We start from the raw sequence: 20,941 nt of genomic DNA on the forward strand, positions 1-20,941 counted from the left end.
TCTTGATGCGGGAGTTGAATTCTCAGCAGCCTGGAGCGATGATACCGAAATTGCATCAACTGAAGGGCGCAATATGCACCGCCGTAACTTCCTGCTTGGTACCAGTGCCGCCGCCCTCACCGCCTGCAGCCGCTCGCTTCCGCCGCCAGAGATCCAGGCCGCCCCGCCGAACGCCAAGATCCAGCGCATCTATGTTGCGACCCAGCATGGCGATCTGGAGACCTTTCGGAACTTTGGCAACCCGAGGGTCAACCGCACGCGGTACTTTGAGGCCGACATCTCTATCCCGCCCGGCCACACGCCCGGCAAAATCGAGACCGCGCCCCATCCCGACCCAGAGAAACATTTCGCCCTGGTGGGCGCCGAGGAACACGACTTGGGCGGGTTTCTGAGGGCCCTGGACAGCGGCCCCGGTGAAAAGGATCGCGTGGCGATCTTTGTGCATGGCTACAACACCAACATCCAGCAGGCGGGGCTGCGCCTGGCGCAGCTGAAGACCGACTACCTGGTCCCCTTCCCCACGATTGCCTTCGCCTGGCCGTCAAGCGGCCAGCTGCTTGGTTATGTCTACGACCGCGACTCGGTGCTGTTCGCCCGCGACGGGTTAGAGAATTTGATCCGCGAGGTCCGCCGCCGCACCGGGCGCAAGATCGTGCTGGCGGCGCATTCCATGGGCACGTTCCTGTCGATGGAGGTTATGCGGTCCATGGCTTTGAAGTCGCCAGGCGATCCGGCGCATCATATCGACGAGCTCTACCTGATCTCGCCAGATATCGACGCGCAGGTCTTTGAGCGCCAGATCGCGCCCATCCGGCCGCTGCCCGACCCGTTCTTCGTGGTCTCGGCGCCCGGGGACCGTGCGCTGCGCCTGTCGTCGTTCATCACCGGCGAGGCTCAGCGCCTGGGCGTGGTCACCCAGAACGAGGCGCTCAGCGCGCGCGGCATCCAATTCATTGATGTCGGGCGCTTCGCAGGCGACGACCGGCTGGGCCACAACGTGCCGTTTAACTCTCCCGGCGCGATCCGGGCCTTGAGCCGGCAGCTTGCGGACGGCGGACGGCTGCTGCTTTAAGCGCGGGCCGCGCCGCCCCTTGCGGTGCAATCGGTTTCCTGGCATCCAAGCGATGGAACCGTTACAATATAACATACCAGTTGGAGCCCTAAACATGCGCCTCACCGTGCTTGCCGCCTTCCTGTTGTCGACTGCCGCCGCACCCGTTCTGGCGGCCGATGACGAACACTCAGACCACCTCTCCGAAGCGGACGGCCTGCGCATCCTGCATGCCTGGACCAACGCCACCGACGACGACCATGTTGCGGTCTACCTTGAGATTGAGAATAACCGCGCCACCGAGGTCGTTCTTATGGGGGCCGAGACCGAGATCGCAAAAGAGGCCCATCTCATGGCGATTGACCCCAGCACTGGCGACGAGACCGAGATCGAGGAACTGCCCGTGCCTGCGGGTTCCGAGATGGAACTGGCCCCCGGCGGGCTCTTTATCGAGTTGCATGACGTCGCAAAGGCCCTATCTGAAGGGGACGAGTTTGAATTAGAGCTCGAGTTCGGCGATGATCTCCACCTGGATGTGCACGTCGAAGTGGAGGCAGCGGATGCGGATAGCCACGGCCACGCTGGCCATAATCACTAGCCTTCTGGCTTCGACGGCTCATGCAGATGCCATGCGCAACTGGCAGGTCCTGCAAGGCGTGACGATCACCGAAGAGCTGGACGGGGATATCTGGCAGGCCAAAAAGAGTTTCTCGGCGGATGTGCTGGCCGCAGCCGAATCGAGGAACTTCGACATCGCCGGCTTTTACGTCCCCATCCAGGCGCAGGCCTATATCGAGTTCTTCCTGCTGGTGCCCGACCCCGCCGACTGCCCGTTTTGTGGCAACGGCGGGTATGGGCCCTCGCTAGAGGTCACCTTGAAGAAGCCCATGAAGGATATGGCCGAGTTCTCAAAGCTGCATATCCGCGGGCAGTTAGAGCTGATCGACGACCCGACCACCTATCAGGCCTATCGCATGATCGACGCCGCGGTGGTCGCGGCAAACTAGGACCACAAAAATCAGACACCCGCCGCGGCAGCCGCGACGGGTGCTATCGATACGGTCTTCGGGACGGACCTAAAGCTCGCCTAGATCCTGTCCGCCACGCGCCTCTAGATCCGCGCGGCGCCCCGGGCGTCTGACCCAGAACACGAAAATCAAATAAACCATACCGAGCACGGCCATCGTGGCAGCGCCCGGGATCAGATATGGAACAAATTCCATGGGTAGTCTCCCGCTTTGTGCGTGGTTAATCAAATGCAAAGTTGTGCCGGCTATAAGGCGAGAGGTTGGGAATATTACGACTGTGGAAACCTGCGCCGTAATCCCCAGTTATTGTGGCGATTGTACCTGTTTTGGCGACAGTATGTGAATCGCGACCGTATGCAGGGCTTGACCGAACCCGGCCAATCCCCTAGGTCACCCTTGAGATGAAGGTGGGCAATGCGGTCCGCCGGGCCGCGCTGGTTTAGCGGCCATCCACTGAGCCGCCGAACCGAAAGGCACTTATGACTTCTTTTTCAGACTTGGGGCTAAGCCCCAAAGTACTCCGCGCCGTTACCGAGGCCGGGTACGAAACGCCAACACCGATCCAAGAGGGCGCTATCCCTCCCGCGCTTGAGGGCAAGGACGTGTTGGGAATCGCGCAGACCGGCACCGGCAAGACTGCGTCCTTCACATTGCCGATGATCACCATGCTGGCCCGGGGGCGCGCCCGCGCGCGGATGCCGCGCTCGCTGGTGCTTTGCCCCACGCGTGAGCTTGCCGCGCAGGTGGCCGAGAACTTCGACACCTATGCCCAGAACGTCAAGCTGACCAAGGCTTTGCTGATCGGCGGGGTCTCGTTCAAGGAACAGGACCTCCTGATCGACAAGGGCGTGGACGTGCTAATTGCGACACCGGGCCGCCTGCTTGACCATTTCGAGCGCGGTAAGCTGTTGCTGACCGGCGTGCAGGTCATGGTCGTGGACGAGGCTGACCGAATGCTGGACATGGGGTTCATCCCCGATATCGAGCGTATCTTTAGCCTGACGCCCTTCACGCGGCAGACGCTGTTCTTTTCGGCCACCATGGCGCCAGAGATCGAGCGGATCACCAACACCTTCCTATCGAATCCCGTCAAGATCGAGGTCGCCCGCCAGGCGACGGCATCAGAGACGATCGAACAGGCTGTTGTGATGTTCAAGGGATCGCGGCGCGACCGCGCCGCATCCGAGAAGCGCAAGACGCTGCGCGCGGTCATCGAGGCCGAGGGCGAAACCTGCACCAACGCGATCATCTTCTGCAACCGCAAGACGGATGTGGACATCGTCGCCAAGTCCTTGAAGAAATACGGCTTTAACGCCGAGCCCATCCACGGTGATCTCGACCAATCGCAGCGCACGCGCACCCTGGACGCCTTCCGCGACAAGTCGCTCAAGCTGCTTGTGGCCTCAGATGTGGCGGCGCGCGGGCTGGACGTGCCCTCTGTCAGCCACGTGTTCAACTTTGATGTCCCAGGCCACCCCGAGGACTACGTGCACCGTATCGGCCGCACCGGTCGGGCGGGCCGCGAGGGCAAGGCCATCATGATCTGCGAGCCGCGCGACGAAAAGGCGCTGGACGCGGTGGAAAAGCTGATCGCGAAAGCGATCCCACGCATCGACAACCCGGCGCAATCGGCAGCACCTGCCGCCGCCACCGCCACCTCCGCCCCGGTCGAGGCGCCAAAGCCAGAGGTCCGCGAGGACAAGCCAAAGCGCGAAAGCCGCAGCCGCTCGCGCGGGCGTGGTAAGGAACGCGACGATCGCGGGCACAAGGCAGGGACGGTTGTTGGGATGGGCGAGCATATGCCCTCGTTTATCGCGATGAGCTTTGACGAGCGCCGCACGTCCTAGACAGGCGCGCGAAAACCAATCGGTAACGTTTTCGGCCTAAAAGTCTCGTGCCGCGCGAGGCGCAGCAGCTGTGCCGCGCTCCGTGCGCGGATGTTGGTCGTAATGAGGTTGGGGATCTGGTGATGTCGGCAATCGAACCGTGGTTTAGCAACCAACGTGCACCGTTGCACCTGCCCTGCCAGCTTGACGCGTTCCCAGCACCGATCAGCGGCCATGTGCTGGACCTGTCCTATGATGGTGCCTGCCTCAGCTATGATGTCGACGCCGCTCCACAGCAGCTTGAAAGCGTGCAATGCATCGAGATCGAGGATGTCGGCGTGTTCGAGGCGCTCTTGCGATGGCAGCGCGATGGCCGTGTTGGGATCAGCTTTCGGCACCCAGATCGCGCCCGCGTGAAGGTCGAGGCGTTCTTTTCACAGCTCGACGTCAGGATCAAAGGGCGGGGCTAGATCCGCTGCTCTGCGTCCGCGCTCATGCTCAATTCCGGCCCGCTGTGATCGCCTCGGGACAAAAGCGTTCGCGCGGCCCACACAAGCAGCGCGGCGACAATGATGCCCGCAAGGCCCGCGATAAAGTCAATCGCAGAGGCGCTGCGTCCAGGCACCACGATTTGCGCGTATTCGATCAGATTTGCGATGGCCACCAGTCCCATGATCACGCTTACGTAGCCCAAAAGGTCGATCAGAGCGACCGTTAGGACAGCAAAACACAACCCGTAGACCAGAGGCATCGTGTCCGTTGGCATCTCTAGATTTGTCGCGACGACGCCCAGCCACACCAGAGCCCATACGCCAAGCAAGACCAACGGGTAGATTGCCACGCAAACAATAATAGAACCAAGGAACTTTGGGATACGCATACAGGCCTCTCACACCGAATGATGCCATTGTTTCGCAGAAATCCGGCGAAACTATGGCATCATTGTGGTTCGGGCCCTGTTGGAGCGCCTATCCTCGCAGATTCTGGATCATGACAGCCGAGAGATGATGACCGTCACTTCGGGCTTCTTACCGATCTCTTCCTGCGCGGATCTGCGCACCGTTTTCTTGGCCAGATCCTCCATCGCGGCGTCATCAGCGACGGTTTTTTGCCCCGCACGCGCGATGGCCTGGCCCAAGTCATGCTCCAGGACATCCACAACGGGCGCATTCGACCGACCGGTCCCGGCCAGCCCCATCGTCTCGCACCACGGGTCGCCAAGCAGCTCGTCGTCCTCGTCCAGGACCACATTGACCAACACATGCCCGTTTAGGGCCATGCGGATCCGGTCGCGTACGATCCCGTCCAACGCGCCGATCCGAACATCGCCGTCCAGATAGTCGCGCCCGGTCTCGACATAGTCCGCCACCTGCGGCACGTCGCCGGTTAGGTCCAGCATCTTGCCGTTTGGCGCGATGATCGCCGCGCGCCCGCCATTCTCAGCCAGCACGGCATGCGCCCGCAGCATCCGGTGCTCGCCATGCATCGGGATCACCATTTTTGGGTCCAGCACCTCATGCACGGCCAAAAGATCCGGACGGTTCGCATGCCCCGAGACGTGATACAGCCCCGAGCTATCATCCACGACGTCCACGCCCATCTCGCTGAAATTGTTAATGATCCTTAGAACCGAGCTCTCATTCCCAGGGATCGTCTTTGACGAGAATAGGAACAGATCACCCTCTTTAAGCTGCAGGCCCAGAAACTTGCCACGGCTGAGCTGCGCCGTCGCCGCGCGACGCTCGCCTTGGCTCCCCGTTGTCAGAAGCATCAGGTTCTCGCGCGGGATTTGCTGCGCGTCCTCGGGGCTGACCACTTGGGGGAAATCCGTCAGCACTCCGGTCTCAATCGCCGCGGTGATCATGCGCCGCATCGCGCGCCCCAGCAGAACCACCGAGCGGCCAGCGCGGGTGCCCGCCTCGGCCAAGGTTTTCACCCGCGCCACGTTGGAGGCAAAAGTGGTCGCCGCTACCGCGCCCTTGGCAGAACTGACCAGGCGTTCAATTTCCGGGCCGACGCTGGATTCGCTGCGGCCCTCGTGCAGCGACTGCACATTCGTCGAATCGCAAACCAAGGCATGGATGCCAGGCCGCGCGACCTCCGCCCAAAGAGCGGGATCATAGGGCTCGCCCACGCCGGGCGAGCGATCCAGCTTGAAGTCGCCCGTATGCACAACCCGTCCCGCGGGCGTGTCGATCACCAAGCCAGAGCTTTCGGGTATGGAATGCGAGACTGGCAAGAACCCCACGTTGAATGGGCCGGTTTGCCGCTGCTCGGGCCAAGCGCCGCGCGTCTTGATCACCTCGCCGGAATGGCCCTGCTCTTCCAGCTTCATGCGCCCCAGATGCGCCGTGAAGGCGCGCGCATAGACCGGCGCTTTCAGCCGCGCCCACAGATGCCCCAGCGCGCCGATATGGTCCTCGTGCCCATGCGTGATGAATATCCCGTCGATCCGGTCGCGCCGTGCCTCGAGCCACGAGATTTCCGGCAGGATCAAGTCCACCCCCGGCGTTGTGTCCATGTCCGGGAAGGTCACCCCAAGGTCCACAACAATCAAACGCTCGTTGTTCTCGGGCCCGTAACCATAGACATAACAATTCATCCCCACTTCCCCGGACCCGCCGAGTGGGAGATAGATCAGCCGTTCACTGCTCACGCATTTTCCTTATTATATTGGTGGATGACGGTCAGCCCGTGCATCGTTAGATCGTGCTCGATCGTGTCGAACAACGCCTCGCCCTGGGCAAAGAGCGGCGCCAACCCGCCCGTGCCGATCACCTTCATCGGCGCGCCGTATTCGTCCTTGATGCGGCGGGTCATCCCCTCGATCAGGCCGGTGTAGCCCCAGAACACGCCCGACTGGATGCAGGCCACGGTGTTCTCGCCGATCACCTTCTCCGGTTGCGAGATGTCGACATGCGGCAGCGCCGCGGCGCCCGCGTGCAGCGCCTCCAGGCTAAGATTCACCCCCGGCGCGATCACCCCGCCGACATAGGCCCCGTCCGCGCCCACCACGTCGAAATTCGTGGCCGTGCCAAAATCCACCACCACCACGTTGCCGCCGTGCCGGTCGAAGGCCGCCGCCGCATTCGCCAGCCGGTCGGGGCCGGGGCGCGTGCCCGCCTCCACCCGGTAGGGCACCGGCAGCATGCATTCCGGCTTGCCGACCACCAACGGGCGGCAGTCAAAGTAGTTCGCGCACAGGACCCGGAGGTTGAACACCACCCGCGGCACCGTCGACGAAATCACCACCTCGTCGATCATTACATTCGTGAGGTCATTGGCCTTCATCAACGTCGACAGCCAGACATAATACTGATCCGCCGTGCGCTGATGCTCGGTCGAGGCGCGCCAGGTCGCCAGGAACCGCGCGCCGTCCCAGATCGAGAAGACCGTGTTGGTGTTGCCCGTATCGATGCAAAGCAGCATTGGAAAGCCTTTAGAAAAACACGTCCGCCGCCTGGATCGCCACGCGGCCCTTCGGTGTGGATAAGACCAAAGCGCCGGAATTGTCCACCGTCTCGAAGGTCCCGGTGGTCTCTTCGCGCATGGTGCGCGCCGTTATTGTGTCGCCCAGGCGGGCGGCGCGGGCCAGCCAAGCCTCGCGGATCGGCGCAAATCCAAAACCTGTGAAGCGTATCTCCCAGGCCGCGTATGCGCTGGCGAGATGGTTGAGGAACTCCTCCGGCGCAACGACGGCCCCCGTCTCGGCCAACGCCACCGGACGCAGCGCCTTGGGGTCCTCGACCTGAGGGGCCTGCGCCAAGTTGACCCCGATTCCAATCGCCAGGTGGTCCAGCCGTGGGCCCTGCCCCAGCGACTCCAGCAAAATCCCCGCAAGCTTGCCACCGTTCAGCAGCACATCATTGGGCCATTTGAGGCTAAAACCCTCTGGGCGCCCGGTCACGGCCACGCAGGCCTCGTGCAACGCCAGTGCGGCGACGAAGCTGCGCAACGCGACTTGCTCGGGCGGTTCGGTGGGGTGCAGCACCAGCGTGGCGGCAAAATTTCCCGTGGGGCTTTCCCAGGGGCGGCCCCGGCGCCCGCGCGCTTCGGTCTGGCGATGCGCCAGGATCCAAGCCGGCCCGGCAAGGCTCGCGGCCCGGCGGGCCGCCTCTGCGTTGGTCGAATCGGTCTCCTCTAAGACGATCCGTGCATAGCCGTGGGGCCAATCGCTACTGGACAAGGGCCGCCGCAGCCGCCATCGCCGGGCCCTCAATGCCAAAGAGGTTCACCACCCCAAAGACCATGATCGCCGCCGACACCATCAAAAGTGCCCATTCCGCCGGGTTGCTGGCGCCGTCCAGCCCGTCCGTCTCCTCGCCGAAATACATGAAATACACGATCCGCAGGTAATAGAACGCGCCAATCACCGACGCGATCACTCCGGCTACCGCCAGCCAAGCCATATCCGCCTGCACCGCCGCTTGCAGCACGTAGAACTTGCCAAAGAAGCCCACCAAGGGCGGCACACCCGCCAGGCTAAACATCAGCACCAACAGGGCCAGCGCCTTGAGCGGCTGCTGCTTTGAGAGCTGGTTCAGGGCCGAGATATCAGTGACCACCTGCCCATCGCGCTCCATCGACAGAATAAACGCAAACGTGCCGACATTCATGGTCACATAGATCGCCATATAGACCAGCATCGCCTGCACGCCGAACTCAGTCCCCGAGGCCAGCCCCATCAGCGCAAAGCCCATATGCGCAATCGACGAATAGGCCATGAGCCGCTTGATGTCGCGCTGACCAATCGCGGCCACCGCGCCCAAGAACATCGATGCAACACTGAGAAAGGCCACGACCTGGCTCCAATCTGCCGTCACATTGCCGAAGGCGTCATGCATAACGCGGGCGAACAGCCCCATCGCCGCCATCTTTGGCGCCGTCGCGAAAAAGGCCGTCACCGGCGTTGGCGAGCCCTCGTAGACGTCCGGCGTCCACATATGGAACGGGGCCGCCGAGACCTTAAACGCCAGACCGGCCAGGATGAAGACCAGGCCAAACAGTAGCCCGATCGAGACATGCCCGTCCGTCGCCGCCGTCACGATGCCAGAGAACATCGTTGTGCCCGCAAACCCGTAGGTCAACGAAGCGCCGTAAAGCAGCAGCCCGGAAGACAACGCCCCCAGAACAAAATACTTCAGACCCGCCTCGGTCGATCGCACGCTATCTCGGCGCAAAGAGGCGACGACATAAAGCGCCAGCGACTGCAGCTCCAGCCCCATGTAAAGCGCGATCAGGTCGCCGGCTGAGACCATCACCATCATGCCCACGACCGCCAGCGCGATCAGAAGCGGGTACTCAAACCGCAGCAGCCCAGCCTTCTGCATGTAGCGCTCGGACATCACCAGGATCGCGGCGGCGGAGATCAAGATCACCACCTTTGCAAAACGCGAGAACCCATCGTCGACGAACATCCCGCCGAAGGCTTCGTTGGAACCGGCGCCATTGATCCCGATGATCAAGGCGAGCAATACGAAGACCCCCGCCGTCATCCAGTTTATCAACGGCGCGGTCTTGTCCTTGCCGGTGTAGACGCCGAACATCAGCGCCGCCATCGCGAAGAGGCAGAGGATCACCTCCGGCAGCACGATCTGAAAATCAACATTGGTCATGTCAGTGCCCCGTGCTCTCAACGATTTGGGTCAAGGCGCCTGGATACTCGGCCAGCGCCGTTTGATGCTCTGCGATCAAGGCCGCAACCGAGGGCCCGATCACATCCGTCACCAGGCTGGGATAGACCCCCAATAGGATCGTCATCACGACCAAGGGCGCAAAGATGAACCGCTCTCGCGGGGTCATATCCGTGATCGATTTTAGGCTTTCCTTGATCAGCTCGCCCATCACTACCCTTCGGTAAAGCCACAGCGCGTAGGCCGCCGACAGGATAACCCCGGTGGTGGCGAAGGCCGCGACCCAGGTATTCACCTGGAATATCCCCATAAGGGTCAGAAACTCGCCGACGAAGCCGGACGTGCCCGGCAGCCCCACATTGGCCATCGTGAACAGCATGAAGATCAAAGCATAGGCCGGCATGCGGTTCACCAGGCCACCATATGCATCAATCTCGCGCGTGTGCATCCGGTCATAGATCACCCCCACGCACAGAAAGAGCGCGCCCGAGATAAAGCCGTGGCTGATCATCTGAAAGATCGCGCCGTCTATACCCTGTTGATTCGCCGCGAATATCCCCGCCGTCACATAGCCCATATGCGCCACGGAGGAATAAGCGATCAGCTTTTTCATATCCTCCTGCGCCAATGCCACCAGCGAGGTGTAGACAATGGCAATCGCGCTCATCCACAGCACGAGCGGCGCCAGCAGATCAGAAGCCACCGGGAACATCGGCAGGCTGAACCGCAAGAACCCGTAACCGCCCATCTTCAGCAGGATCGCTGCCAGCACGACCGAACCCGCCGTCGGCGCTTGAACATGCGCGTCCGGCAGCCAGGTATGCACCGGCCACATCGGCATCTTCACCGCAAAGCTGGCAAAAAACGCCACCCACAAGAGCGTCTGCATGCCGCCGACCACGTGAATGCCCAAGAGGTGGAAGCTCTCAGTGCCAAAGTTATGCGTCAATAGCGTCGGGATGTCGGTGGTGCCCGCGTCCATATACATCGCGATCATCGCCACCAGCATCAGCACCGAACCGATGAAGGTATAGAGGAAGAACTTGAACGCCGCGTAGATCCGGTTCGCGCCGCCCCAGATGCCGATGATCAAGAACATCGGGATCAATCCGCCCTCGAAGAAGAGGTAGAACAGGATCATGTCGAGCGCGCAGAACACGCCCAGCATCAATGTTTCAAGCGCCAGGAAGGCGATCATGTATTCCTTCACCCGATCCGTCACGCCCCAGCAGGACAGGATCGTGATCGGCATCAGGAAGGTCGTGAGCATGACAAATAGGATCGAGATCCCGTCGACGCCCATCTTGTACTTCAAGCCCAAGAGCCAGTCGCGTTCCTCAACGAACTGAAAGCCCGTGTCAGCCGGGTCAAACTGCGCAATCAAGAACAGCGAGATCAAGAACGTCACAGAGGTCGCAATAAGCGCCAGCCATTTGGCATTGTTCTGTGCCGCCGCATCGTCGCCGCGCAGAAACAACGCTAGGATTGCCGCCGCCACCAGCGGCAGGAAGGTGATGATGGAGAGGATGTTGTCCATGATCTCAGTTCCCCGCCAGCGTCATCCAGGAGACCAGGAGCACAATCCCGATCACCATCATGAAGGCGTAAGTGAATATGTAACCCGACTGCAATCGACCGGCCCAGCGGGTGAAGAAGGGCACAACGCCCAGGGCCATCCCGTTCAGGAAGCCGTCGATGACGTTGCCATCCCCGCGCCGCCACAGAAAGCCGCCAATCGCCTTGGCCGGCCGCGTGAAGATATAGTCGTAGAGCTCGTCAAAGTACCATTTGTTCAGCAGGAACTGATACAGGTGCCGCTGGTTCGCCGCCAACTGCCCGGGCAGATGCGGCGCGCGAATGTAGAACAGCCAAGCAAAACCGAACCCAATCAGCATCGCAACAAAGGGCGAGACCTTCACCCAAACCGGCACGTAATGCGCGTCATGCAGCACGTGGTTGCTGGGATGCGCATAGATCGCGCCGCCGCCTGGCGTCCAGCCTGCGACCTCGTCGCCATGCGCCGCCTCTTCGGCATGGCCGTCCTCACCACCCGCGCCCAAGAGCATCGTGTCGCCGGTCACGCCGGCATGCTTCTCTTCAGCGTGGTAGGGCACCCCGAAGAACTTATTCACATCCGCGGTGTCGCCAAAGAACGGCTTCAACCAGATCATACCCGCGAACACCGCGCCAAGCGCCAGCACGCCCAACGGCACCAGCATGGTCATCGGGCTCTCATGGGCGTGGTCATGGGTATGCTTATCGCCGCGCGCCTCACCGTAGAACGTCATGAACATCAACCGCCAAGAGTAGAAACTGGTGAAAAGAGCCGCGATCACCAGAAGGATGAACGCATATGTGCCAACCCCGCTGCCCGCGGCGAAAGCGCTCTCGATGATCGCATCCTTAGAGAAGAACCCAGCAAACCCGACATAGGTCAGCGGGATGCCCACGCCGGTGATCGCCAGCGTGCCGATCATCATCGCCCAGAACGTATAGGGGATCTTGTGGCGCAGGTTGCCATAGTTACGCATGTCCTGCTCGTGATGCATCGCATGGATGACCGAGCCCGCGCCCAGAAACAGCATCGCCTTAAAGAAAGCGTGGGTGAAGAGGTGGAACATCGCCGCCGAGTAGACGCCGACCCCCGCGGCCACGAACATATAGCCCAGCTGCGAGCAGGTCGAATAGGCGATCACGCGTTTGATGTCGTTCTGCACCAAGCCGACAGTGGCGGCAAAGAAAGCCGTCGTTGCGCCCAGAAACACGATGAACTGCGTGGCGCCCGGCGCGAATTCCATCAGGGGCGACATGCGGCAAACCAGGAACACGCCCGCGGTCACCATGGTTGCCGCGTGGATCAGCGCCGACACCGGCGTCGGCCCCTCCATCGCGTCTGGCAGCCAGGTGTGCAGGATCAGCTGCGCCGACTTGCCCATCGCGCCCACAAACAGCAGGAATGCCAGCAAGTTCGCCGCGTTCCATTCCTGCCAGAGGAACGGGATCGTCATCTGCGCCAGCTCTGGCGCCTTCTCAAAGATCACGTCGAAGCTGATCGAATCCGTGAGCATGAAGAGACCGAATATCCCCAATGCAAATCCGAAATCGCCCACCCTGTTGACCACAAAGGCCTTGATCGCCGCGGCATTCGCGCTTGGCTTGCGGAAGTAGAACCCGATCAGCAGGTATGAGGCGACGCCCACGCCCTCCCAGCCGAAGAACATCTGCACCAGGTTGTCCGAGGTCACCAACGCCAGCATGGCGAAGGTAAAAAAGCTCAGATATGCGAAGAAGCGCGGGCGATAGCTTTCCTTGGCGTCATCGAAATTCTCATCATGGGCCATGTAGCCAAACGAGTATAGGTGCACGAGCGCCGAGACCGTGGTGATCACCACCAGCATGATCGCGGTCAGCCGGTCCAGCCGGATCGACCAATCCGTGCTGAGCGTGCCGGATTCCACAAAGCGCATGATCGTGATCTGCTCGGTCACGCCGTCATGGCCGAGGAACACGATCCAGCTGAGCAGACAGGCCAGGAACAACAGGCCCGTTGCGACCCATTGCGCGGCATGCTCGCCCAGCATGCGCCAGCCAAATCCGCAGATCAGCGCGCCAACGAGCGGGGCAAAAAGTATGGTGGTTTCCATAAGCCTTTAGCCTTTCATCACGTTGACGTCTTCGACGTCGATAGTGCCACGGTTGCGGAAGAAACAGACGAGGATCGCCAGGCCGATGGCGGCCTCTGCCGCCGCGACCGTTAGCACGAACAAGGTAAAGATCTGCCCCACCAGGTCGCCCAGGAAGCTGGAGAACGCCACCAAGTTGATGTTCACGGCCAACAGGATCAGCTCGATGGACATCAAGAGGATGATCACGTTCTTACGGTTCAGGAAGATCCCGAAGATGCCGATCACAAACAGCGCCGCGGCGACCGTCAGGTAATGCTCAAGTCCGACCATTTCGTCCCTCGAACCTCTTTTTCTTTTCGCGCCGTCTACGAACGGCGGTGATCACAAGGGCCAAGACGCCCAGAAGCGGCAGGAGCGGCGCCAAAAGGCCCATGCTCTGCCCCATGTTAGAGCCCCTGCCCCGGTTTCACGTCGCGCACCTCCATGGCCTTGGCAGGGTCGCGATAGATCTGGGCCAAGATGTCCTGGCGTTTGATGTCGCTGCGGTGCCGGATCGTCAGCACGATGGCCCCGATCATCGCCACCAGCAGGATCAGCCCGGCGAGCTGGAACAAAAGGATGTAGTCGTCATAAAGCAACTGCCCCAACGCCGCCGTATTATGCACGTCTGTGGGCGTCACCGCGGCGCGCGCGGCCTCGGCACCATCGCTGGCGGTCCAGGTGCCGAAAACCAGCCCCAGCTCCATCAACAGCACCACGCCAATGAGCAACGCCAGCGGCATGTACTTGGCCATCTCCGCCTTCAACTCGGCAAAGTCGACATCCAGCATCATCACCACGAAAAGGAACAGCACCGCCACCGCGCCGACATAGACAATGATCAGCAGCATGGCGACGAACTCTGCGCCCAGCAGAACAAACAGCCCCGCCGAGGACAGAAAGGACAGGATCAACCACAGCACCGAATGCACCGGATTGCGGCTTACCACGGTGAAGAAGCCCCCGATTAGAGTCAGCGTCGAAAACACGTAGAATGTGAAGTCGGCAAACGTCATGCCTCACCCTCCTGTCCGTCTTGGACATTGGCGAAAATCTGCATTGCTTTGGTCATCGCGGGCGCGCCGCCGAACAGCCCGGCCAGTGCAATTGTTTCATTGATTTCTTGCTCCGTGGCCCCCGCCTCAAGCGCGTGGCGCATCGTGAGGCGCATCTGCGGCTCCGCTATGGCGCCCTGAATCGTCAGTCCCTGCAGGGTCAATAGCAGCCGGGTCTTAGCGTCCAGCCCCTCTGGGTTTAAGCCTTTGCCCATGAAGGCTTCCATCATCTCCTTGGGCATGGTCGGCCAGAGCTTTTCTAAAGCCTCGGGCGAGAATGCCTCCAGCGCCGGGCCCATCGCCTTGGCCCAGTCCTGGCCGGCGCGCATCATGGCCTCAAAGGGGTTTTGGTCGCTCATTGGGACACCTCGGCGTTGCCACAGGCGCCCACGACCGTGGCCCGAGCCAAGATCCAGGACGCGCCTTGCACCTTGCGCGGCTCGATGATCGCGACAACCTCCACACCGTCGCGGTCGAAGGGCGCGACGGCGGCGAGCCCGTCCTCGGCGCCCTTAAAGCCGTCGCCGAAATCCGTAAGCAGGCGCTCGAACAGCGAGTTGGTCATCGCCTCCGGTTCTGGGGCGGCGACCGCCATCAGGCAGCTGCAAAAGCCGTCATGCGCGACCACATTCATCACATTATCCGCGCCGTCGGTCCAACCACTTTCGGTCTCGACCAACCCGGCCGATCTTGCCTTGGCGTCGAAACTGTTGAAATCCGGCGCAGCGCCCATGCAGACATCGGCAAAGAGCGCCGCGCGACCGGCGTTCCACCCAGCATCCGCGGGCCCGGCCGCGTTCGCAGCCATGCCCGGCCCCGCGAAGATCGCGGCCCCGAGTGCAGTCATGAGGATATGTTGGCGGCGGCTCATGTTCAGGTGCTCTCAGCGATAGGGCGCGTCAAGTTCCAGGTTCCGCGCGATTTCGGCCTCCCAGCGCTCACCGTTTTCCAAGAGCTTATCCTTGTTGTAATAGAGCTCTTCGCGCGTCTCGGTCGCGAACTCGAAATTCGGGCCCTCGACGATGGCATCCACCGGGCAGGCCTCCTGGCAGAAGCCGCAATAGATGCACTTGGTCATGTCGATGTCATAGCGCGTTGTGCGGCGCGAGCCATCCTCGCGCGGCTCGGCGTCGATGGTGATTGCCTGGGCCGGGCAGATCGCCTCGCAAAGCTTGCAGGCAATGCAGCGTTCTTCACCATTGGGATAGCGGCGCAGCGCGTGCTCGCCCCTAAATCGCGGGCTAAGCGGGCCTTTTTCGTGCGGATAGTTCACCGTGGCCTTGGGCGCAAAGAAGTACTTCAGCCCAAGCTGGAAGCCCTTAAGGAAGTCCATCAGCAAGAAGTACTTACCGGCGCGGGTCCAATCGATCTGGGTCATATCAGCCTCCCACGGCCCAGCGGGCATAAGCACCGCCGAACGCTCCGAATTGCGCAAAGAAAGCCACGATCACCACCCAGGCCAGCGACAGCGGCAGGAACACCTTCCAGCCCAGGCGCATGAGCTGGTCGTAGCGGTAGCGTGGCACGATCGCCTTCACCATCGCGAAGAGGAAGAAGAAGAACGCCATCTTCGCCACCAGCCAAAGCGGGCTGTCGGGCAGGAACGGCACCGGGCTTAGCCAACCGCCGAAGAACAGCAGCGATGTCAACGCGCACATCAGGAAGATCGCGATGTACTCGCCCGCCATGAACAGCAGGAACGGGGTCGAAGAGTACTCGACCTGGTACCCCGCAACGAGCTCTGATTCCGCCTCTGGCAGGTCAAATGGCGGGCGGTTCGTCTCTGCCAGCGCCGAGACGAAGAACAGCACCACCATGGGCAGATGCGGCAGCCAGTACCACGAGAACAACCCATAGGCGCCGTCCTGCGCGCGCACGATGTCGCCAAAATTCAGCGAGCCTGTGGTGATGATCACACCGATGATGATGAAGCCGATAGATACCTCGTAAGAGATCATCTGCGCCGCCGAACGCAGGCTTCCCAGGAACGGGTATTTCGAATTCGATGCCCAGCCGCCCATGATCACGCCGTAGACCTCAAGCGATCCAATGGCGAAGACATAGAGCACGGCGACATTAATATCGGCCAGCACCCACTTGTCATTAAACGGAATTACCGCCCAGGCGATCATCGCCAGAACGAAGGACAGCAGCGGCGCCAGCATGAACACGGTGCGGTCCGCGCCCGCCGGGATCACGATCTCTTTGACGACGTATTTCAGCGCGTCGGCCACAGTTTGCAGCAGCCCCCAGGCGCCGACCACGTTGGGCCCGCGGCGCATCTGGACCGCGGCCCAGATCTTGCGGTCGCCATATACCAAAAAGAGCAGCGAGATCATCACGAAGCCGATGACCAACAGGCACTGCGCCGCGATGATGATGCCAATGCCTAGGCCGGTTTGAAAGAATTCAGCCATGGGTCCTCATACCGTGGGTATCCCCGTTTCTGTGCAATTCGCCACCTTCACTTCGGCGTCGATCGTGCTCAGCCCCTGCGGCAGCGCAGGTGAGATGGTGTAAACCGCATCTGCCCGCCAAAGACCAGCCTCTTCAACCACATTTGTGCGCACATGTCGCGCGAATCCGTAGCCTCGGATAAGCGCGTACCGCGCCGCGGCGCATTCCGCATAATCCGCCACGTCCCTTTCAGAACGCGCATCTCTCATCTGCACTAGAAAGCTTACCAAATCCCCATCAAGCAGCCGAGTTTCTATGCCGAGATACTCCGGCGCGGCATCAAGCCGCGCCTGAATCGCCGCGCTCTCTAGATTGAACAGCGTTTGGGCCGGCGTTTCGGCTTGCGTCTCTGGGGAAGACTCCGAGCACGCCGCAAGAACCGTCAGCCCCAGCAGCGCACCCAATGCCCCGTTCCGGCAGGACAATCCCCTACTCCGCGGCGATGGCCGATTGCGAACGCGCATGCGCGTTCGCGCTGAGCTCGGCCATAAGGCTGGAGGCTCGCGCGATGGGATTGGTGAGGTAGAAATCCTGCACGGCGGCGGTAAACGCGCCATCGCCCAAAGCGCCCGCGGGCAGCGGCTGCCACGCGTTTTCGGGCACTTGGTCGATCTGCGCCAAATGCGGGACGTCGCCCACAAGCTTTTGCCGCAGCTGCGCGAGGCTGTCATAGGGCAGCGCGGCCCCCAATTCGGCGCTAAGTGCGCGCAGAATGGCCCAGTTTTCCTTCGCCTCACCAGGCGGGAAGCTTGCGCGCAAGGCCAGTTGAGGGCGGCCTTCGGTGTTCACAAAGAGCCCCTGCTCTTCGGTATAGGCCGCGGCGGGCAGGATGATATCCGCCCGATGCGCACCGCGGTCGCCGTGGCTGCCCTGGTAAATCACGGTCGGGCCGGCGGGGATGTCCATCTCGTCCGCGCCCAGCGCATAGACCACATCCGCGCCGTCCAGCGCGACCTCGACGCCGCCCTCGGTCACACAGCCCGCGTCCATCGCGCCCACGCGTCCCGCGGCGGTATGCAATATCAACAGCTTAACCTGCGCGGCCTCGGCCAGCTGCATGGCGGTGGCCAAAACAGCGGCACCGTCGGCGCCGGTGATCGCGCCCTGGCCCAGCACGATTACGCCCGGAACGTCATGCTTGTCCGAATGGTCCTGCTTTGCCAGGTCTGCCAGCGCCGCCCGGTCCGAGCCGTAATGCGCATAGTCATATGTCAGATCGACAGCCTCACCCAAAAGCGCGACGCGCGCGCCTTTCAGCCAGGCCTTGCGGATTCGCGCGTTCAGCACCGGCGCCTCATCGCGCGGGTTGGTGCCGATCAGCAAGATCCGCTGCGCATCGTCGATATCCTCGATCGTGGCTGTGCCGACATAGCCCGAGCGGTTGCCCGCGGGCAGCTTGGCGCCATCGGTGCGGCACTCGACCGCGCCGCCTTTGCCCTCAACGAGTTCTTTCAGCGCATAAGCGGCCTCTACCGAGGCCAGATCGCCCACCAGACCCGCGATCTTGGACGCGCCATTCAGCGCCTCGGCGGCCTTGCCAAGCGCCTCGGGCCATGTGGCCGGGCGCAGCTTGTCATTCTCGCGAATGTAAGGCCGATCAAGGCGCTGGCGTCGCAGCCCGTCCCACACAAAGCGCGTCTTGTCCGAGATCCATTCCTCGTTCACGCCGTCATGGTTGCGCGGCAGAAAGCGCATGACCTCACGGCCCTTGCAGTCCACGCGGATATTAGACCCAAGCGCGTCCATCACGTCCACGGATTCGGTCTTGGTCAGCTCCCAGGGGCGCGCGGTGAAGGCATAGGGCTTGGACGTCAGGGCCCCAACCGGACAGAGGTCGATGATATTGCCCTGCAGGTTCGAATCCAGCGTCTCGCCCAGATAGGCGGTGATCTCTGAATCCTCGCCGCGGCCGGTCTGGCCCATAGTGGTCAGCCCCGCGACCTCTGTGGTGAAGCGCACACAGCGCGTGCAAGAGATGCAGCGGGTCATCTGCGTGCCCACAAGCGGCCCCAGATCGAAATCGTCCACCGCGCGTTTCGGCTCGCGGAAGCGGCTGAAGTCCACGCCGTAGGCCATCGCCTGGTCCTGCAAGTCGCATTCGCCGCCCTGATCGCAGATCGGGCAGTCAAGCGGGTGATTGATCAGAAGGAACTCCATCACGCCTTCGCGGGCCTTCTTGACCATAGGCGAGTTGGTTTTCACCTGCGGCGCCTGCCCTTCGGGCCCGGGGCGCAGGTCGCGCACCTGCATCGCGCAGCTCGCGGCGGGCTTTGGCGGTCCCCCGACGACCTCGACCAGGCACATGCGGCAATTGCCGGCGATGGACAGCCTTTCGTGATAGCAGAAACGCGGCACCTCGACGCCGGCCTGCTCGCAGGCCTGGATTAAGGTCATCGCCCCATCGACTTCAAGCTCTTGGCCGTCGATGCTGATCTTGCGCAGGTCGCTCATCCGCAGGTCCCTTCGATTTCCCATTCATGCGGCACGGCAAAGCTGCCGTCTTGTGCCTTGGTTATTCTAACCATGCGTGTTCCAAACGCTCTTTCGCAGCAGGGCCGCTTCTTTGCAAGAGCCGCCTGTTGGGCGACCCCTTGCGGCGCAGTGCGGGGATAGACGAAAACCGTGACCAGATTACTACCACCCAACGCAATAGGCGTCTCTTTGGTGGTGCCGTCGTAGGGCGGGCGCGGCAGAGCGCAGGCGGTCAGGAGGGATGCGGCCAGCAAACTCCCGACCTTAGGCGCCACAACGCTTTGGCTCACCGGTGCCCTCCTCGTACGCTTGTTGGGGGCGCTAGTGCTAGCGCAGCAGGCGCCCCACGAAGGTTTTCGCTTCGATCTCGCGATAGCCCAATTGGCAGTAGCTATCGACGTCGCCTTTCGTCACACCTTGCGCATTTAGATAGGCGTCCACGCGCCCGTCGCGCAGCGCGCGCGCCTCGGGATCCTTGCTGAGCGCGTCGAAATCCTTGTCAGAATACCCCTGGTCGCGCGCGTAATCCGCCAGGCGGTTCAGCTTGCCCAGCGCGCGAAGTCGGCGCATCCGAATGTCGGGGCAGTGCTTTTGGATCTGGTAGCCGACCTCGCCGGCGACAAGCTCGCCCATAATGCGGTCATTCTGAGTGATCGGGGGAAGGCCCTGCGCTAAGGCCGGCAACGCCAGGCTAGCCGCAGCCGCAAGGCCGGCAACACGAAAAATGGTCATACTCGTCGCTTTCGTCGTCATGGGTGCTGCGGGCAGCGCTAGCAAAGCCGTGATTCTCGGCCAAGTTCAAGCGCGGCGCGGCGGAATCGGCTGATTCTCGCGCGTCTTTGATCGAATGAGAGCCGTCAGCAGGCCCAGCCGCCGGCGCAATTGTTGATCACGCCCGCAAGCCACAAAATTGCGTGCCAAAGCGCAAAGAGCAGCGCCAGAACCGCCGCGATGTTCACCAGCGGCGCCAGGGCCGCGCCCAGCATGCCGCCAAGTACCGCGCCCACGACCAACGCCAAAAACAGTGCCAAGAGGTTGAGAAGGAACACCAAAATCTCGAGCAGGGCCATGCCGAAACCGCCGCCCGGCTCAGGGCCCAGTAACGCGCCCGGCAGGCAGTACCAATACACCAAGCAAGCCGCGAGCAGTGCTCCCAGAACCCCGCCAATCACACTGCCATAGGCCATGATGGTGCGGTACATGCCGCCCGACGGAGCCGTTGCTGATGTCATTTGGGTCACTCCTCCGTAGCTTGCGTCAACCATAGCAGGAGTCTTGCAGCCGAGAAACTACCCTGACAAATAGCGCCATCCGAAAGCCGCGGCAGTGTCGCCCTGCGAAAGCAGATGCTCGGCCCGCTCCACCGCCTCGGGGATCGTCGGCCGGTGCCCCTCTGGGACCCACCACAGCACGTGGTAGGCGCCCTCATGCGGCTCGAACCACTCGGCGCGTTTGTCATAGAATCGCTTGTGGATCGTCTTAAAGGCAAAGGTCTCTAGCGCTTCGAAATCGCGCCAGACCGAAAGCGTGGTGGTAAAGCGCGGGGTGCGCTTGAAGGTGCCGGTATGGGCCAGGCGCCGGAGTTGCTTTGGATCGTCCAAATGCCGCCAGATGAAGCCCGGGATGCGCTCGGCGAGCGCGTTCATGCGCGCAATGTTGCGCGTGAACTCGGCGACGCGCGGGTCCTTGACGTCGTAGCGCAGCGTCGCCCAGTTGAACTGCGCCAGGTGGTGACCCTCCGGCTGCTTCATGGC

Annotated in this window: 25 protein-coding genes; 5 read left to right on the forward strand and 20 right to left on the reverse strand. The window is 62.0% G+C overall.

All coding sequences use genetic code 11. The features are described 5' to 3' along the window. Positions 1–73 precede the first annotated feature (73 nt). The 3 genes from AIOL_RS13730 to AIOL_RS13740 all read left to right on the forward strand — a co-directional run bounded on the left by AIOL_RS13730 (position 74) and on the right by AIOL_RS13740 (position 2,058). The gene (locus AIOL_RS13730; protein WP_049643500.1) at positions 74–1,072 is read left to right on the forward strand and encodes an alpha/beta hydrolase; all 999 of its coding nucleotides are present in this window, start codon (positions 74–76) and stop codon (positions 1,070–1,072) included. 94 nt (positions 1,073–1,166) lie between these two features. Then, the gene (locus tag AIOL_RS13735) at positions 1,167–1,649 is read left to right on the forward strand and encodes a copper chaperone PCu(A)C (RefSeq protein ID WP_049643501.1); all 483 of its coding nucleotides are present in this window, start codon (positions 1,167–1,169) and stop codon (positions 1,647–1,649) included. Positions 1,650–1,680: 31 nt separating this feature from the next. Further along, entirely contained in the window at positions 1,681–2,058 is a 378-nt protein-coding gene (locus AIOL_RS13740; RefSeq protein WP_049643502.1) for a hypothetical protein, read from the forward strand. Between the two features lie 69 nt (positions 2,059–2,127). On the opposite strand, the gene AIOL_RS25530 is transcribed toward AIOL_RS13740, so the two are convergent. Further along, positions 2,128–2,274 (reverse strand): hypothetical protein, encoded by a 147-nt coding sequence (locus tag AIOL_RS25530; protein WP_160314486.1) that lies wholly within the window; start codon positions 2,272–2,274, stop codon positions 2,128–2,130. 284 nt (positions 2,275–2,558) lie between these two features. Here AIOL_RS25530 and AIOL_RS13745 point away from each other — a divergent pair, with 284 nt between their 5' ends. Beyond that, a complete protein-coding gene (locus AIOL_RS13745; RefSeq protein WP_049643503.1) occupies positions 2,559–3,926 on the forward strand; it encodes a DEAD/DEAH box helicase in 1,368 nt (455 codons plus the stop codon). A gap of 122 nt (positions 3,927–4,048) precedes the next feature. Next, a complete protein-coding gene (locus tag AIOL_RS13750) occupies positions 4,049–4,375 on the forward strand; it encodes a PilZ domain-containing protein (protein ID WP_152912527.1) in 327 nt (108 codons plus the stop codon). Here the strand turns inward: AIOL_RS13750 and AIOL_RS13755 are convergent. The 19 genes from AIOL_RS13755 to AIOL_RS13840 form a co-directional block, all read right to left on the reverse strand. Further along, positions 4,372–4,746 (reverse strand): hypothetical protein, encoded by a 375-nt coding sequence (locus AIOL_RS13755; protein ID WP_152912528.1) that lies wholly within the window; start codon positions 4,744–4,746, stop codon positions 4,372–4,374. The two genes, AIOL_RS13750 and AIOL_RS13755, sit on opposite strands and share 4 nt — an antisense overlap. A gap of 147 nt (positions 4,747–4,893) precedes the next feature. Continuing rightward, complete coding sequence (locus AIOL_RS13760; RefSeq protein WP_049643506.1) at positions 4,894–6,561, reverse strand: ribonuclease J; 1,668 nt, start codon at positions 6,559–6,561, stop codon at positions 4,894–4,896. Then, positions 6,558–7,334 carry a type III pantothenate kinase gene (locus tag AIOL_RS13765; RefSeq protein ID WP_049643507.1) on the reverse strand — a complete coding sequence of 259 codons (777 nt, stop codon included), beginning with the start codon at positions 7,332–7,334 and terminating at the stop codon, positions 6,558–6,560. Before AIOL_RS13765 ends, AIOL_RS13760 begins: the two co-directional genes overlap by 4 nt. A gap of 10 nt (positions 7,335–7,344) precedes the next feature. Further along, on the reverse strand, positions 7,345–8,091 hold the full coding sequence (locus tag AIOL_RS13770) for a biotin--[acetyl-CoA-carboxylase] ligase (protein ID WP_049643508.1): 747 nt from the start codon (positions 8,089–8,091) through the stop codon (positions 7,345–7,347). Then, the gene (gene nuoN / locus AIOL_RS13775; protein WP_049643509.1) at positions 8,081–9,520 is read right to left on the reverse strand and encodes an NADH-quinone oxidoreductase subunit NuoN; all 1,440 of its coding nucleotides are present in this window, start codon (positions 9,518–9,520) and stop codon (positions 8,081–8,083) included. The genes AIOL_RS13770 and nuoN overlap by 11 nt, the downstream gene beginning before the upstream one ends. Position 9,521: 1 nt before the next feature. Next, a complete protein-coding gene (locus AIOL_RS13780) occupies positions 9,522–11,075 on the reverse strand; it encodes an NADH-quinone oxidoreductase subunit M (protein ID WP_049643510.1) in 1,554 nt (517 codons plus the stop codon). Positions 11,076–11,079: 4 nt separating this feature from the next. Next, a complete protein-coding gene (nuoL, locus tag AIOL_RS13785) occupies positions 11,080–13,182 on the reverse strand; it encodes an NADH-quinone oxidoreductase subunit L (RefSeq protein WP_049643511.1) in 2,103 nt (700 codons plus the stop codon). Between the two features lie 6 nt (positions 13,183–13,188). Continuing rightward, entirely contained in the window at positions 13,189–13,494 is a 306-nt protein-coding gene (gene nuoK / locus AIOL_RS13790) for an NADH-quinone oxidoreductase subunit NuoK (protein WP_049643512.1), read from the reverse strand. A gap of 116 nt (positions 13,495–13,610) precedes the next feature. Then, complete coding sequence (locus AIOL_RS13795) at positions 13,611–14,219, reverse strand: NADH-quinone oxidoreductase subunit J (RefSeq protein WP_049643513.1); 609 nt, start codon at positions 14,217–14,219, stop codon at positions 13,611–13,613. Further along, a complete protein-coding gene (locus AIOL_RS13800) occupies positions 14,216–14,617 on the reverse strand; it encodes a carboxymuconolactone decarboxylase family protein (RefSeq protein ID WP_049643514.1) in 402 nt (133 codons plus the stop codon). Before AIOL_RS13800 ends, AIOL_RS13795 begins: the two co-directional genes overlap by 4 nt. Then, positions 14,614–15,129 carry a hypothetical protein gene (locus AIOL_RS13805; RefSeq protein ID WP_049643515.1) on the reverse strand — a complete coding sequence of 172 codons (516 nt, stop codon included), beginning with the start codon at positions 15,127–15,129 and terminating at the stop codon, positions 14,614–14,616. Before AIOL_RS13805 ends, AIOL_RS13800 begins: the two co-directional genes overlap by 4 nt. 12 nt (positions 15,130–15,141) lie before the next feature. Next, entirely contained in the window at positions 15,142–15,636 is a 495-nt protein-coding gene (gene nuoI / locus AIOL_RS13810) for an NADH-quinone oxidoreductase subunit NuoI (RefSeq protein WP_049643516.1), read from the reverse strand. Between the two features lies 1 nt (position 15,637). Then, a complete protein-coding gene (gene nuoH, locus AIOL_RS13815) occupies positions 15,638–16,675 on the reverse strand; it encodes an NADH-quinone oxidoreductase subunit NuoH (RefSeq protein ID WP_049643517.1) in 1,038 nt (345 codons plus the stop codon). Positions 16,676–16,681: 6 nt separating this feature from the next. After that, positions 16,682–17,035 carry a hypothetical protein gene (locus AIOL_RS13820; RefSeq protein ID WP_049645450.1) on the reverse strand — a complete coding sequence of 118 codons (354 nt, stop codon included), beginning with the start codon at positions 17,033–17,035 and terminating at the stop codon, positions 16,682–16,684. Positions 17,036–17,144: 109 nt separating this feature from the next. Continuing rightward, on the reverse strand, positions 17,145–19,166 hold the full coding sequence (gene nuoG, locus AIOL_RS13825; protein WP_049643518.1) for an NADH-quinone oxidoreductase subunit NuoG: 2,022 nt from the start codon (positions 19,164–19,166) through the stop codon (positions 17,145–17,147). Beyond that, a complete protein-coding gene (locus AIOL_RS25085; protein ID WP_152912529.1) occupies positions 19,163–19,477 on the reverse strand; it encodes a hypothetical protein in 315 nt (104 codons plus the stop codon). The genes nuoG and AIOL_RS25085 overlap by 4 nt, the downstream gene beginning before the upstream one ends. 37 nt (positions 19,478–19,514) lie before the next feature. Continuing rightward, positions 19,515–19,940: a DUF5333 family protein gene (locus tag AIOL_RS13830; RefSeq protein ID WP_326973114.1), complete on the reverse strand. Its 426-nt coding sequence runs from the start codon at positions 19,938–19,940 to the stop codon at positions 19,515–19,517. Positions 19,941–20,044: 104 nt separating this feature from the next. Next, complete coding sequence (locus tag AIOL_RS13835; RefSeq protein ID WP_152912530.1) at positions 20,045–20,419, reverse strand: hypothetical protein; 375 nt, start codon at positions 20,417–20,419, stop codon at positions 20,045–20,047. A 57-nt stretch (positions 20,420–20,476) separates the two neighbouring features. After that, positions 20,477–20,938 (reverse strand): DUF3291 domain-containing protein, encoded by a 462-nt coding sequence (locus AIOL_RS13840; RefSeq protein ID WP_152912531.1) that lies wholly within the window; start codon positions 20,936–20,938, stop codon positions 20,477–20,479. Positions 20,939–20,941 lie beyond the last annotated feature (3 nt).

It is taken from the genome of Candidatus Rhodobacter oscarellae, from assembly GCF_001078595.1.
Lineage (GTDB): Bacteria > Pseudomonadota > Alphaproteobacteria > Rhodobacterales > Rhodobacteraceae > Rhodobacter_B > Rhodobacter_B oscarellae.

Bases quoted from the DNA above. Each gene is read 5' to 3' on its own strand.
- AIOL_RS13735 (WP_049643501.1), top strand. From the start codon at position 1,167: ATGCGCCTCACCGTGCTTGCCGCCTTCCTGTTGTCGACTGCCGCCGCA.
- AIOL_RS13765 (WP_049643507.1), bottom strand. From the start codon at position 7,334: ATGCTGCTTTGCATCGATACGGGCAACACCAACACGGTCTTCTCGATC.
- AIOL_RS13745 (WP_049643503.1), top strand. From the start codon at position 2,559: ATGACTTCTTTTTCAGACTTGGGGCTAAGCCCCAAAGTACTCCGCGCC.
- nuoG (WP_049643518.1), bottom strand. From the start codon at position 19,166: ATGAGCGACCTGCGCAAGATCAGCATCGACGGCCAAGAGCTTGAAGTC.
- AIOL_RS13800 (WP_049643514.1), bottom strand. From the start codon at position 14,617: ATGAGCGACCAAAACCCCTTTGAGGCCATGATGCGCGCCGGCCAGGAC.
- nuoN (WP_049643509.1), bottom strand. From the start codon at position 9,520: ATGACCAATGTTGATTTTCAGATCGTGCTGCCGGAGGTGATCCTCTGC.
- AIOL_RS13750 (WP_152912527.1), top strand. From the start codon at position 4,049: ATGTCGGCAATCGAACCGTGGTTTAGCAACCAACGTGCACCGTTGCAC.
- nuoH (WP_049643517.1), bottom strand. From the start codon at position 16,675: ATGGCTGAATTCTTTCAAACCGGCCTAGGCATTGGCATCATCATCGCG.
- AIOL_RS13730 (WP_049643500.1), top strand. From the start codon at position 74: ATGCACCGCCGTAACTTCCTGCTTGGTACCAGTGCCGCCGCCCTCACC.
- AIOL_RS13830 (WP_326973114.1), bottom strand. From the start codon at position 19,940: ATGACGACGAAAGCGACGAGTATGACCATTTTTCGTGTTGCCGGCCTT.
- AIOL_RS25530 (WP_160314486.1), bottom strand. From the start codon at position 2,274: ATGGAATTTGTTCCATATCTGATCCCGGGCGCTGCCACGATGGCCGTG.
- AIOL_RS13780 (WP_049643510.1), bottom strand. From the start codon at position 11,075: ATGGACAACATCCTCTCCATCATCACCTTCCTGCCGCTGGTGGCGGCG.
- AIOL_RS13835 (WP_152912530.1), bottom strand. From the start codon at position 20,419: ATGACATCAGCAACGGCTCCGTCGGGCGGCATGTACCGCACCATCATG.
- AIOL_RS13840 (WP_152912531.1), bottom strand. From the start codon at position 20,938: ATGAAGCAGCCGGAGGGTCACCACCTGGCGCAGTTCAACTGGGCGACG.
- AIOL_RS13795 (WP_049643513.1), bottom strand. From the start codon at position 14,219: ATGACGTTTGCCGACTTCACATTCTACGTGTTTTCGACGCTGACTCTA.
- nuoL (WP_049643511.1), bottom strand. From the start codon at position 13,182: ATGGAAACCACCATACTTTTTGCCCCGCTCGTTGGCGCGCTGATCTGC.
- AIOL_RS13805 (WP_049643515.1), bottom strand. From the start codon at position 15,129: ATGAGCCGCCGCCAACATATCCTCATGACTGCACTCGGGGCCGCGATC.
- AIOL_RS13740 (WP_049643502.1), top strand. From the start codon at position 1,681: ATGCGCAACTGGCAGGTCCTGCAAGGCGTGACGATCACCGAAGAGCTG.
- nuoK (WP_049643512.1), bottom strand. From the start codon at position 13,494: ATGGTCGGACTTGAGCATTACCTGACGGTCGCCGCGGCGCTGTTTGTG.
- nuoI (WP_049643516.1), bottom strand. From the start codon at position 15,636: ATGACCCAGATCGATTGGACCCGCGCCGGTAAGTACTTCTTGCTGATG.